Source organism: Brevibacterium sp. BDJS002, from assembly GCF_028201555.1.
Lineage (GTDB): Bacteria > Actinomycetota > Actinomycetes > Actinomycetales > Brevibacteriaceae > Brevibacterium > Brevibacterium aurantiacum.
Genome location: NZ_CP116392.1, coordinates 4,072,327 through 4,085,585 on the forward strand (window position 1 = coordinate 4,072,327; position 13,259 = coordinate 4,085,585).

Here is a 13,259-nt window from a genome sequence, read left to right on the forward strand (position 1 = left end):
CCACGCCTTATCCTCATCCTCATCGACCGATCCGTCCCGGTATGGATCCGAACCTACCCAGGGCAGGCAGACGTCGATACGGCGAATCCTGCCAAATTCTCACGCCTCCGCCTCCACCCTCAGCCGGAGACTGCACCAACCAGATCCCCACTTCGGCGGATACCGTGCCGCCGATCCCCTGGCTAAGCTGGAAGGATGGCAGAGAACTCCGAATCGCTGAAGCCCACCAAGGGCGACGTGTATCTGGTGCTTGCCCTGGCGGCCGCTTCGGTGGTCTTCGCGATTCTGTACAACACGACGTCCTACTGGCCGTTCAAGGGACCTTTGTGGCTGATCTGCCTGATGTCGGTTGTCGTCACTTTGCCGCTCATCTGGCGTCGGCGTTTTCCCAGTCAGATGGCCTGGATCCAGACCACGATCTTCGTCACTGCACAGGTTCTCGAGGTCATGGAACCCGGGGTCACCCAGATCATCATCTTCATGGGGGTCTACGCCGTAGGCGTCTGGCAGAGCAATCGCAAAGCGGCATTCATCTCACGCCTCCTCCTCTGCGTCGGAATCTTCGTTTACCTGATCGTGTCAACGGCCCTCCAGTTCAAGGAGATGGGCGACATGACGGTGCTTCAGTTCGCAGCCGCCTCCGGGGTCTCGTTCCTCATCAACATCGCGTTCTTCGGCGGGGCCTGGCTCTTCGGCAACCGAGCCTGGAAGCAGCGTCGGCTGCTCGAGGAGCTGCGCTCTGCCAATGAGGAGGTCCGCTCACAGGAGAGGCAGCTGACCAGTCAGGCGCTCGACCTCGAGCGGGTGCGCATCGCCCGCGAACTCCACGACGGCATCGCCCACCACATCACCGGAGTCGGCATCCACGCCGCGGCCGCCCGCCGCGGCCTCGAGAAGAACCCCGACAAGGCTCGGGAGTCGCTGAAGACCATCGAATCCTCCACTCGCGAAACCGTCGAGGAACTGCGCGCCCTCGTCTACACCCTGCGCGACACGGACGACGCGAACACCGCGGAGGGGAACACGAAGGGCAACCCCAGCCTCGGCGACGTTCCCGAACTCATCGACGTTGCCAGCAGATCCGGGCAGCAGATCGAGGTTCACACGATCGGGCAGCCGCGACCGCTGACGCCGATCACGGAGATGTCGGTCTACCGGGTGATTCAGGAATCCCTGACCAACTGCCGTCGTTATGCGGGTTCGCACGCCGAGGTTGATGTGCGTCTGCGATACGGCACCGCCAACCTCGAAATCGAGATCAGCGACTCCCGCGCGCTCGGTGCGCATCACGACGAACCGCACCCCGAAACCGAGGCTCCCACGAAGCAGTCGGGACTGGGCCTGGGCATCATCGGCATGCGCGAACGGATGAGCGCCCTGGGCGGCAGTCTGGAAGCCGGCCCGAAGTCCCGCGGCGGTTGGCTCGTGCGAGCACAGATTCCCTACCCGCGGAATGTCGCGGACGCCGAGGAGCCTGCCCCGAAGACCAAGGAGCCAGCCCCGGACACCTCCACCATGATCCCCACAGCAAAGGCCGAACAGTGATCAGAGTCCTCCTCGTCGATGACCAGGCGATGGTCCGCACCGGTTTCCGCACGATCCTCGAAAGCGAGGACGGTATCATCGTCGTCGGCGAGGCTGAGAACGGTCAGGTCGCGATCGACCGCGCACTCGACCTCGCACCGGACGTGATCTGCATGGACGTCCAGATGCCGGTCATGGACGGGCTCGAATCCACCGCGGAGATCGTACGCCGCGGCGCGGCCGGAGCAGTCCTCATGCTCACCACCTTCGACCGGGACGATTTCCTGTTCCAGGCATTGGCTGCAGGTGCCAGCGGGTTCCTGCTCAAGACCGCCGAGGCGGAACAGCTCATCGACGCAGTCACCGCACTGGCGGCCGGCGATGGACTCCTCTCCCCCGAGGTGACAAGGCGCGTCATCGAACGCTCCGTGCGCAGCCCCGAAGCCACCACCTCGGCGGCTCCCGAACTGGAACTCCTCACCGACCGAGAACTCGAGGTCCTCCACCTCGTGGCCAAGGGGCTGAGCAACTCCGAAATCGCAGGCACACTCTTCGTCGGCGAAGCCACCGTCAAGACACACGTCTCCAACCTGCTGACCAAGCTCAACATCCGCGACCGTATCCACGTCGTCATCTTCGCCTACGAGAACGGGATCGTCGGGAGGTGAGCACTGGTTCATATACAACGGGTGTAGCATAATTTCGTATTGCGGAATGACCCCACTATTCCTCAACAGACTCTCCCTCATATCCCCGCACGATCGATCCCCAGCACAGCCGACTCAGCACTTCTTCGGCACCAGTTCTTCGCTGGAGGGAAAGGATGCACCTGCATGCGCGGCACGGACACCAGCTCGTCGCTCGACCCCGTCCACGACCGACTTGTGCACAAAGCGCCGACCCGCAGTCGGGAATCGGCGCAGATCCTCGACTTTCTCCGTACCGGTCGCTCCGTCGTCGTAGTCTGTCTCACCGGCGACGGTGCCCTCGACTTCGCTCGGTCCCTAGCGGCCTCACTCGGACAGCCACAGCTCTCCATGCTGCGAGTGACAACCCACACGAGTGCCGCCGAGGTCGAGGAATTCGTTGATCCGGCACGGCTGGACGGCGGTGCCCGCATCGTCTGCGGCGCTCACCTGCTTCCACCCGAGGCCGAATCGATCATCGACCATGCTCTTCACGTCACTCGAGTGCCCATCGCCTACCTCGTCGACGGCGATCGACTGCGCACCGTCCACCGGGGCGGCAACGGGCCCCTCAGCCAGATCGCGACCGACTGGAGCAACGGCGAACTCGAACGGATCGACCTGGCGCGACTGACCGGCAGCGAAGCGCTTGCACTGGTGACCGGCCTAGCGGGCACCTTGCCGCTGGATGACCTGCAGCTGCGGACCCTGGCAGCACTGTCCGCAGGGCGTCCGCTGGTGGCGGCCGATCTCGTTGCGTGGGCCGAGGAATCGCCGCACAGAGTCCCCCAACGCTATCCCCACGCCAGCGTCGACTCCCCTACCTTCGGCCACCGCTCGCTGTCGCGACTGTCGCCCCAGTATCCGCACCTGCAGACGGAGACTCTTGTCGCCGCTCGCCGACTCGGTTCCATCAGCCCCCTGCCCTTGAGCACCGCCAAGCAGCTCTTCGGCAACACGGTCATCGCTCGCCTCATCGATCTGAGACTGGCGCGAGAATTCGAGGTCACCGGCCAGCCCTCGGTCGCGGTCTCGCCGCTGCACGTTGCGGCGATCGACAATGCGCAAGTCGGCGAAGCCAGCGAAGAGGAGGACAAGAGATTCCGCAGCAGACTGGAGACGATGTGGCGGGCGGGCTACCCCGTCGGTGAGGTCGCCTCAATCAGCCTGGCCCGCGAACTCATCAACGACGGTCGTGAGCTCAACCCGTCTCGAATACGACTGCTGCTCGCAGCGGCCCGATCGCTCAACCGCCTCGGCGACCCGATGGAAGCCACCGTGATGCTTCTGACGGTCGAGGACGAGGTCAAGGACGATCCCAGACTGTTCCTCGAATGGGAGCTGCAGTCGATCACCGCGCGGCTGGTCAACGGCGACCGCGAGGGCGCAGTGGAACTCATCCGGACCGGAATCGCCCACGGGCCCATGGGACGTGAACGCGACCCGGTCTGCCTCGAGCTGCTCTTCGTCGCAAGTGCAGCACTGGCCTCGAACGCTGAACTCCCGCGGTGGTGGACGGATTTCCTCCGGGATGTCATCGATCCGCTGGTGCCTGGAACCGCGAACCTCGTCTCATCCTTCACCGGCAGTGTGATGACTGACGTCAACGAGGTCCGAGCGGTCCTCGATTCTCCGCAGGCATCAGCGGCTCTCCGGCTAGCTGCCATGGCGGCCCTGTGCCAGCATCACCTCAAGAATGACGACGCTGATGGCCTCGCCTCCGCCGCGGCGGAGGGATTCGAATACATCACCGAGCTCGTCACCGTCCAGTCGCGGATCCTTGACGACTTCACCCACACGATGGCCTGGTACTTCGCCATCGGAGTCACCGCCAACTGTCTCCTCGCCGGTATCGAGCCCGAGCGTTCCGAGCTCGCCGTGCGGCAGCTGCTCGAAACTGCGTGCGGGGCATCGGCGCACAGCGGATGGCAGCTGACGGCCACGGCCGCGTGGTGCACCGGGATTCTGCGCCTGCTCGAAGGCGAAGTCGACACCGCAGCACGCGATTACGAGGCATGCGCAGCATCAATCAATCCTGCGCTGCTGGCCGTCGGCTGGGGCCTGCGCGACACCGTCGACCGCTGGCAGCGCAGCAACGCTCCCTATTACCGTCTGTCCATTTCGGGCGAGGAGACAGCAGCACAGGGATACCGACTCCATGACGGCCTGACAGCCCTGCTCTTCGGTCCCGGAGCCACGACTCCGGCGGAGATGCCCACATGGATGCGGACCGTCTTCACCCACGCACGCTTCCTCGACGGCACCATCACCGCCGCGGAGGCGAGCGCGTCCCTGAGCGGAGACCCCGACATCAATCTGCCGGGACCTCGCGCAGCTCGCAGACATATTGATGCGGTCGCCGGTGACGATGCCGAGGCGGTCCTTGCGGCCGGTCATGAACTGCAGCAGGTCGGGTACCGGGGAGCAGCTCGTCACGCCTTCGGGCAGGCTCGCGCTATGTTCCTTGGTGAGCGGATGAGTGCCCGTGCCCGAGTTGCCGGTCAAGCGCTGGACGCGCTGCGCATCAGAGCTTCGACAGCTCCTGAAAACCCCCGTCCCACGAACGATGCACCGGCAACGTCGACCGATACCTCACCCGCCGTGACGCTGACAGAACGCGAGCTTGAGGTCTGCCGCCTGGTGGCCGAGGGGCTGACCAATGTGCAGATCAGCCAACGGCTCGTGCTGTCGGTGCGAACGGTCGAATCGCACGTGCTGCAGGCGCGGGCGAAGTTAGGTGCCGATCGCCGCCGTGACATTCCCATGGAGATGCTCAAGCTCCGCGATGCCGGACGGATCAATGCCGTGGACCGCTCGCCGAGGTGACTTTCACCGGTCTGACTTTCACCGGTCGCCCGGACCACCACACGTAGACTCCCGCAACAACCAGCCCGGCCCCCATGATGACGATCCACCACGGAAAGCCCGGAAGGTCGGGTTCGGCGGTGCCTGCTTCGCGGTCGGCGGCCGGAGTCGGGAGCACGCGTTCGGCGGTGATGAGGATGCGCTGTGAGTTGATTCCCAGAGGAGTGCAGGTGACCAGGGTGACGAGGTCCTTTCCGATGACTGGCTGCAGTGATTCGGTCTCATCGGGTTCGACGACCTGAGTGCGCACCACCTGGTAGGCGAGAACCTCCCCGAACGTGGTCAGGGTGAACGTGTCGCCCTTGGTCACCTTGTCGAGGTGGGTGAACATGGTCGCGTCGGCCAGCCCGCGATGGCCGGTGATCACGGAGTGGGTGTCCTCTCCGCCGACGGGCAGGCTCGTGCCTTCGAGGTGGCCCAACCCCTTGAGCAGGGTCGCATCGCTCGTGCCGTGGTACGTGGGCAGATCCAGCTTGATCGAGGGGATCCTCAGCCGGGTCATCACTTCGGTGCTGCCGTCGTTAAGGACCTCGTCGTAGACGGGAGCACCGTTGGACGAGGTGCCGCTGCCTGAGGGCAGGCGGTGGTTCGACTCGAGCAGGGCACCGGACTGCAGGGCGTCGTTGTACATGTGTGCGAGTTTCAGCTGCCGGGCGTCTTCGACACGGTCGGACTCGGTGGTCTTCGCTGAGTCGCCGAGGATCTTCGACTGATCCAGCTGCGAGAACCAGGCCGCGGCGCTCGGGTAGGTCCAAATGCTCAGGCCGGTGAACGCAATGAGGGCGATGACCAGGGCGAATGCGGGGACGCGCCAGCGGCGCCCGTCGGTTGACGGGCGCCGCGTGCGTTCAGGTGAGAGTGTCACACCTGGTTCTTGCGACGGTTGGCCACGACGATGGCTGCACCACCGGCGATGAGCATCAGGCCGATGCCGGCGATCATCGCGAGCATCTTGCCATCGGCACCGGTCAGCGGCAGGTTCGGGTGACCCTGCTGGGTGTTCGCGAAGTCGAACCCGACGGCTGCGGATGTCTCTCCGGCCTTCACTGTGACCTCGTTGACGGTGTCGTCGAGGACGTAGCCGGCAGGTGCCTTGGTCTCCTTGATCCAGTATTTCTGGGTGGTGTCGTCATTGTTGCCGACCCACAGGGTGATCGAGGCGGTGCCATCGGCCTTCGTGGTCAGTTTGCCGACGGACTTGGTGGCCGCGGCGTCTGAGTAGATCGCGAATTCGGCACCGGCGAGGGTGTTCGTCTTGTCGCCCTTGGCGAATTTGTGGATCGTCAGTGATCCCCAGTTCGAGCTGACAGCGGGGGTCTCGACGCCGGAGTCGTTGACGTTGACGAGTGCGGTGTTCTCGATGGTTCCGTCACCCTGGCTGGTCACCTTCGTGGTGATCGTGGCGACGACGTCGTTGCCGGCCTTGAGCTTCTGCAGTCCGGCTGCGGTGAAGCTGATCTTCACGGTGCCGTCCGAGTTGCTGACGGTGTAGTCGGTGCCAGAGGTGAATCCAGCCAGCGAAGCGGACTGGAACTCCAGTCGTTTGTCCAGCTTGTCGGTGATGACGAAGGACTTGTAGCCATGGTTGGCGCGTGGGACCGGAGCGGTGATCGTCCAGTCGACGGTCGAACCGAGTACTGGTGCGGCCGGGTTCGCCACCGTCTTGGTGGGCGTCGTGTCGTTGACCGAGTTCTTCGGGTAGACGTTGACGTCGTAGAGCCACTTGCCGTTGTTCTGTGACAGCGGCAGGGTGACGAGGAAGGGTGCCGTCGTCGAGGTGGCATTGGCCGGAGCGCTCGACTCCGTGACGAGGTAGAGACCCAGCGGCAGTCCACCGAAGGTCGCGAGCCCGTTGGCGTCGGTGGTCTTGGTTCCCTTGTCGACGAGCGTGTAGCCGCTTTCGGTGACCGCCGAGGCCTGCAGACCGGAGATCGCATCCCAGCTATCGGGCGTGGTCAGGTCGATGGCCTGACCACCCTTGGCAGTGACCTGCTTGACGGTGAATCCGGCACCGGCCAGCGGCTTGCCCATGCCCGAGGTGTCCGCGAGGACGGAGCCATTGCCGCCGTCGGTGGCTTCGGCACCGTCGAATTTGTGGATGACGATCGATCCGGACTTGCTCGAATCGATATTGCCCACATGGTCAGTGGCCTGCGCCGTGCCAGCCATCCCAAGGACGCTCAGCGCCGATACTGCTGCCACAGCGGTCAGACGCCGCCACAGACCCAGTTTCCTGCTTTTCATGTTTTCCCTTTCAGTGCTTCCGGTTCCTGCGGCGCAGGCCCTTGAGAAGTGCTCCCACACCACCGGCTGCGCACAGTGCGGCTCCGGCGATGATGAAAATCTGGCTTCCGGTTCCACCCGTGAGCGGCAGCGCGACCTGCGGCTTCTGCTTGTTGGTGAACGATCCGATCGACTGCTTGAGCGTCGATCCGGAGACCGTGAAGGTGTGTTTGGTGTCGTCGAGGACGTATCCCGCCGGGGCGGACTTCTCGACGAGTGTGTGCTCGCCCCACTTGAGGCTGCTGAGCGCGAACTTGCCCGCGGCTGGGTCCTTGTCAGGACCGGTGCATCCGTCCGCCGAGGTGGCCGTACAGTCCTCGACCTCGACCGCGGTTCTGTCGGGGCCGGTCATCGTCCACACGGATCCCTTGAGTGCGTTGCCGCCCTCGTCGGTCTTATTCCAGGTCACGGTTCCGGTCTTCGCGGTGTTCGTGATCGTGCACGTCACCGTCTCGCCGGCCTTGATGGTGACCTTGTCCGCCGTGACCGTGTTCTTCGGTCCGCAGTCCCAGGCAGAAGCCTCGTAACCCTCGGGTCCGTCGAGTTCGGAGAGTGCGTATTCGCCGGCCTTGACCTTGACGTCGGTGATGTCGTTCGTGCCGGTCTTGCCGGAGATGGTCTTGTCGCCTGTGGCTTTGTCACCGATGGCCTTGAGCGTCCAGTCGGTGGCCTTGGCCGTACCGGCTGCGTCCTTGTTGTCGACCTTCTTCACGAGGGTGAGCGAGGTGTCGCTGACCTTGTTGAGGTAGCCGCACTTCACATCGTCACCGGGCTTGATGCCCGTGAGGTTGGTGCTCTTCTCGTTGTCGAGCTTCTTCGTGCCCTTAGTTCCGTCGAGATGCGTGATCTCGCAGGAGCCGGAGGAGAATTCGAAGCCGTCCTGCTGAGTCTCGGAGATTGCCAGGGTGGCTCGGCCCGTCGTCTTGTTGAACTTCAGTGCCCATTTGGCGTCGCCGTTGGCGTTGGTCTTCTGCGTGGCTGCAGTGGGTGTCGAAGTGACGGTGTCGGTTGTGGCAGTCGTCTTCGCTCCGACGGTCCAGTCCTTGCCCGGCTTGACGTTCTTGCCGTCTTCATCGGCGACATCTTTGTGGATCGACACGTTGGCAGTCAGCGGCGAGTTCGTGATCGTGCAGACGACCGCTTTGCCGGTGTTGGGGATGGTCACAGTGCCCGAGGTGCCGGTTCCGGAGGCGCCGCTGATCGGCTTTTCATCTACTGTGCACGAATATGCGCTGGCGTAGTCATCGAGGTCAGCTCCGTTGGCTCCGGTTTCGGAGAACTTGATCGTCGCTCCACGCTTTACAGGCTGAGGCCCGACGATTTCCTTCTGCACACCGGTTGTGCTGCCGGTCGTGGTGGCGGTTCCCAGAACAGTGCTGCCCTGCTTAAGCGACAGCGTGAACTGATCATCCGCTTGCGCACGTCCACCGATGACGTCCTTCTTGAGCGTGATAGTGGCCGGCGAGGAGCATGAGGCCAGGTCTGTACTCGACCAATTGCCGGAGGCGAAATCGCCGGAGTTCGACCAATCAGGCATGTCGTAGGCCTTGACCGTCGAACCGGTTCCCAGATAGGCCCGCCCACTGGCGTCAAATGAAACACCGTTGACATTGGAGTTGGTCTCATATGTTCCGGAAGGGGAAGCTGCTATTCCCCCTCCAGTGCCTGCGGCCAAGTCTGCTTTCGTGACCGAGAAGACGGTGGTGGTATTGCCTGAACCGCGGACAATGAAGAGATTGCCCTGCGAGTCAAACGCTATGTCGCCGTTAGAAGTTCTGCTTGCGTTCGTGTTCGTGTCGACCGAACCTTTGAACGAGGTGGTGTTCGAGTCTTTGTTGTAGACGTAGACGTTGAACTTCGAACCGGAGTCGGTGAACCCGCCGAAGTAGTAGAGGCCGCTGTCGAGGTCGACGGCTCCACCGATGAATTGGATAGCGTTGTCTGTCTGTTCGGCACTCGTGGCGGACCATGCGCCGCTCGACGGGTTGAGCTGATAGATCTCGACGGTCTTTGAGCTGTTCGTCCGTTCGTAGGCATAGATCGGGGAACCTTCCTGACCGATGCCAAGCCCATTGAATGATGTCACTGGCACGTCGCGATACCGCCATCCGAGAAGCGTCAAATAGCGCTCTACTTTGGTTGCCGAATCGCCGACAATGTCTCCACCGCTGTTCGTCACTTTCCGCATCTGCCCCGAACTCGACACCGAGTACACATTCCCCGGTTCGCAGGTCAGCGAGACAGGACTCGCGGCTGCACGTGCTGCTGCGGGGGCCTTCGTTTCCGGAGCGTCCGTCGCAGGGGCCTTCGTTGCGGGTGCCGACGTAGCGGGAGCCGACATGCCAGCGTGCGCGGGCACAGCCGGCATCAGCACGATGCCCATACCGGAAAGAACCATGACCAATGCGGTCAACGCAGCCCATACAGAGCGCACACGCAAACGTGTCAGCGGCATACTTTCCTCATTCCGGTACCAAACGATCTCGCCCGTGGCACCTCACGATCCCGTCCGCGCACACGACAGCGTGTGAGCTGCGGACAGGCAGGGAAACAGAGGGGCAGAGCTTGACGAACTTCTTCAGATTAGGAAGTTGAATGCGCAAAGACATTGCTGGGACCGGCCACTTCAGCAATAGATCAGTAGTTGCTGTGTGACATCACGCCCGCAGCAGGAACTACTCAGTAGTTCCCAATTCAACTACCACCGGCCTCCCCCGTACCGGTGAGGCCGAAATAGCCCGAACGACGGATTCGCATCGCCGAGGCACCGCATAGGTTTGAGTCATGATCACCTTGGACTCAATTTCTCGCAGTTTCGGCGACAAACAGGTTCTTCACGACCTGTCCTTCTCCATCGGCTCGGGGCGGATGACCGGGTTCGTCGGTTCCAACGGCTCCGGCAAGACGACGACCATGCGCATCATCCTCGGCGTGCTCGCCGCGGACTCCGGGAGCATCACCGTCGACGGCGAGACCATCACTCCCGCGCACCGCAGCGCGATAGGCTACATGCCCGAGGAGCGCGGCCTCTACCCGAAGATGCCGATCATCGATCAGCTCATCTACCTCGCCCGCTTCCACGGCCTCAGCCGCCATTCCGCCCGTCGACGTGGCCTCGAACTCCTCGAGCAGCTCGACCTCAACGGCAAACCCAGCGACAACCTCGAGGCCGTGAGCCTCGGCAACCAGCAGAAGGTGCAGATCGCTGCCGCGCTCATCCACCGCCCCCGTGCCCTGGTCCTCGACGAGCCCTTCTCCGGACTCGATCCCGTCGCCGTCGAACGCACCCTCGAGGTGCTCAAGGACTTCGCCGACACCGGTGCACCCGTCCTCTTCTCCAGTCACCAGCTCGACCTGGTCGAGCGTCTCGTCGACGACCTCGTCATCATCGACGGCGGCCGGCTCGTCGCCAACGGCACCGCCGATGAGCTGCGCAGTCAGCGCAGCACCCCTGAGTGGATACTGCAGACCGATACGGACATGGGCTGGGTGCGCGAGATCCCCGACATCACCGTCGTCGAGTTCGACGGCAACTGGGTGCGCTTCGCCGCACCGAATCCGGACATCGCCGAGGTGGTCCTGCACCAGGCCATCACCGTCTCCTCCGTGAAGTCCTTCACCCCGCATACCGTCGCCCTCAACCGTCTCTTCCAGGAGGTCACGCAGGCATGAGCATCCAACAGGATTCGAACTCCCTCGACACGAACGCCCCCAAGAAGTCGGGGTTGGCGACGACGGCTCAGACACCGCGCGCCAGCTTCACCACCGCCATCGGCCTCGTCATCGAACGCGAGATCATGGTCCGCATCAAGTCGAAGGCGTTCATGGTCTCGACCTTGCTGAGCATCGTCCTCTTCGGCGCACTCGTCGCGGTATCCGGGTCGCTGCCCTCACTGTTCTCCTCCACGGACAAAGTGGCGGTCACCTCGGCGGGGGCACAGGCTGTCGAAGGAATCGACGGGATCGAACTCGTCTCCGTGGACAGCGTCGATGAGGCGAAGGAACTTGTGAAGTCGGAAGACGTCACGGCTGCTGTCGTCGATGACCCGGCGTCCCCGGTCGGTGTCACCGTCATCGCCGAACGCTCCGCACCCGAGTCGCTGACCGGCGAGCTCAGCCAGGTCCCGACTGTCGAACTCCTCGACCCCGACGCCCCGGATCCGGGCCTGACCTACATGATCGGACTGGGCCTCGGCCTTGTGTTCTTCATGTCGGCGGTGACCTTCGGAACGACCATCGCCTCCTCTGTGGTGGAGGAGAAGCAGTCCCGGATCGTCGAGATCCTGCTGGCCTCCACCTCGGCGAAGGTGCTGATGTTCGGCAAGGTTCTTGCGTGTTCCCTCCTCGCCTTCGCACAGATCGGACTGACCGCGCTCTCCGTCCTCATCGGCGCCGCCATCAGCGGAAACGATCTGGTCCTCGGCAAGGTCACGGAGCCGATCGCCTGGTTCATTCCACTCTTCATCGTCGGCTTCGTCATGATTGCTTCCCTCTATGCAGCGGCCGCATCGATGGTCTCTCGGACGGAAGATCTGGGCTCGACGTCCAGCCCGATCATGATGCTCATCTTCCTGCCCTATATGGCGGTCATCCTCTTCTCGTCCAACGAGGCCGTGATGGCTGTGATGTCCTACATACCGTTCTCCGCAGCGGTCGCGGTCCCGATGCGCGTCTTCCTCGGCACGATCGAATGGTGGGAGCCGTTGGTATCGCTGCTCATCCTGGCAGTCACCACGATTCTGGCTCTGCTGTTGGCGACCCGGATCTTCGAACGCTCCATCCTGCAGTCGGGTCCGAAGGTGTCGTGGAAGCAGGCGCTGAGCAGGTCGAAAGGCTGAGCTTCTCCAGCAGTTGTGCGTGACTGCAGCCAACCGAAGTCGCAGACGATGCAGGCAGCGCCGGGACCCCGCCTCAGGTAGTGGATAAATACCGTTGGAGGCATTGTCACCTGCGCTGATCCGCTATTTTGATTACTCAACTTTGAGTTCATGACGTCAGATTAAGAAGATACAGGCGCACCTGATGACGCCATTTGTCACTACATTCGCGAACGATTCCTTTCGACACCTGGCAGACTAGATGGCAACTGTGGTGAAACATTTAACGTGGAGGGCTGACAGCAGTGGCGGAAGCACCATCCGAGCGCAGTCGCAAAGAGCACCCCCATGCCGAAGCGAAGGCATCGCGCAGCACGTGGCGAAGATCTCTGAGCGTCGGATTGCAGTCTCTCGCATGGATCGTCGCTGGCATCTTCGCTCTGATCATCGTTCTTACGGTTCTCGTCCCCAGAATCATCGGCGCGGAACCTTACACGGTCGTCTCCGGGTCGATGGAGCCCACCATCCCCACTGGCTCGGTCGTCGTCTCCAAAAAGGTCAGTCCTGGCACAGTTGCATTCCGCGATGTCGTCACGTATCAGCTGAAATCCGGGGAACCGCTGACCGTCACTCACCGAGTCGTCGGTGTCGACAACATCGACGGGCAGACAAGGTTCAAGACGCAGGGAGACGCGAACACCTCCCCCGACCCTGAGCCGGTGCGACCGGAGCAGATCCGGGGAGTGGTGTCCTATCACGTGCCTCTGGTCGGATACCTGGGACAGCTCGTTCCGATGGGGGCACGCGAGGGAATTGCCACCGTCCTGGGAATTGGACTCATCGCATATGCGTTAATTGTGCTGATCAGCAGTGCTTTAGGTCGAAAGAAGAACTCTGCTGACACAAGGGATTCTGACGAAACGGTCCAGTCGAAGCGCGGTCGACATTAATTCCAATGTGTTCAAAACTACATTGCTGGCCCGCTTGATATTAGTTACCATTTTAGTAGTAGCTGTGGACAACGCCTGTCCTTAGAAGTGTGGGCCGCTCACAGCGACTATCACTCCTTTTCGCACTCTCACCC

At 62.7% G+C, this 13,259-nt stretch carries 10 protein-coding genes; 7 read left to right on the top strand and 3 right to left on the bottom strand.

Features of this window, described 5'->3' with window-relative positions:
• Positions 1 to 195 precede the first annotated feature (195 nt).
• The 3 genes from PGC08_RS18775 to PGC08_RS18785 all read left to right on the top strand — a co-directional run bounded on the left by PGC08_RS18775 (position 196) and on the right by PGC08_RS18785 (position 5,036).
• Positions 196 to 1,545, top strand: coding sequence for a sensor histidine kinase (locus tag PGC08_RS18775; protein ID WP_271709154.1), 1,350 nt, complete (start codon positions 196 to 198; stop codon positions 1,543 to 1,545).
• Positions 1,542 to 2,192, top strand: a complete 651-nt coding sequence (locus PGC08_RS18780) for a response regulator (protein ID WP_096162694.1) — start codon at positions 1,542 to 1,544, stop codon at positions 2,190 to 2,192. Before PGC08_RS18775 ends, PGC08_RS18780 begins: the two co-directional genes overlap by 4 nt.
• Before the next feature lie 165 nt (positions 2,193 to 2,357).
• Complete coding sequence (locus PGC08_RS18785; RefSeq protein ID WP_271709155.1) at positions 2,358 to 5,036, top strand: helix-turn-helix transcriptional regulator; 2,679 nt, start codon at positions 2,358 to 2,360, stop codon at positions 5,034 to 5,036.
• Here the strand turns inward: PGC08_RS18785 and PGC08_RS18790 are convergent.
• Genes PGC08_RS18790 through PGC08_RS18800 form a run of 3 tightly spaced genes read right to left on the bottom strand, consistent with a single transcriptional unit; the run spans position 5,008 to position 9,444 of the window.
• Entirely contained in the window at positions 5,008 to 5,940 is a 933-nt protein-coding gene (locus PGC08_RS18790) for a class C sortase (protein WP_069601121.1), read from the bottom strand. The genes PGC08_RS18785 and PGC08_RS18790 overlap by 29 nt on opposite strands.
• Positions 5,937 to 7,319 (bottom strand): SpaH/EbpB family LPXTG-anchored major pilin, encoded by a 1,383-nt coding sequence (locus tag PGC08_RS18795; protein ID WP_271709156.1) that lies wholly within the window; start codon positions 7,317 to 7,319, stop codon positions 5,937 to 5,939. The genes PGC08_RS18790 and PGC08_RS18795 overlap by 4 nt, the downstream gene beginning before the upstream one ends.
• Positions 7,320 to 7,329: 10 nt before the next feature.
• Positions 7,330 to 9,444, bottom strand: a complete 2,115-nt coding sequence (locus PGC08_RS18800; RefSeq protein ID WP_271709157.1) for a SpaA isopeptide-forming pilin-related protein — start codon at positions 9,442 to 9,444, stop codon at positions 7,330 to 7,332.
• 70 nt (positions 9,445 to 9,514) lie between these two features.
• Between PGC08_RS18800 and PGC08_RS18805 the strand changes: the two genes are divergently transcribed.
• The 4 genes from PGC08_RS18805 to PGC08_RS18820 all read left to right on the top strand — a co-directional run bounded on the left by PGC08_RS18805 (position 9,515) and on the right by PGC08_RS18820 (position 13,125).
• Positions 9,515 to 9,889, top strand: a complete 375-nt coding sequence (locus tag PGC08_RS18805) for a hypothetical protein (protein ID WP_271709158.1) — start codon at positions 9,515 to 9,517, stop codon at positions 9,887 to 9,889.
• 253 nt (positions 9,890 to 10,142) lie between these two features.
• Entirely contained in the window at positions 10,143 to 11,030 is an 888-nt protein-coding gene (locus PGC08_RS18810; RefSeq protein ID WP_271709159.1) for an ABC transporter ATP-binding protein, read from the top strand.
• Positions 11,027 to 12,196, top strand: a complete 1,170-nt coding sequence (locus PGC08_RS18815; protein WP_096178246.1) for an ABC transporter permease — start codon at positions 11,027 to 11,029, stop codon at positions 12,194 to 12,196. Before PGC08_RS18810 ends, PGC08_RS18815 begins: the two co-directional genes overlap by 4 nt.
• A gap of 284 nt (positions 12,197 to 12,480) precedes the next feature.
• Positions 12,481 to 13,125 (top strand): signal peptidase I, encoded by a 645-nt coding sequence (locus tag PGC08_RS18820; RefSeq protein WP_180959231.1) that lies wholly within the window; start codon positions 12,481 to 12,483, stop codon positions 13,123 to 13,125.
• Positions 13,126 to 13,259 lie beyond the last annotated feature (134 nt).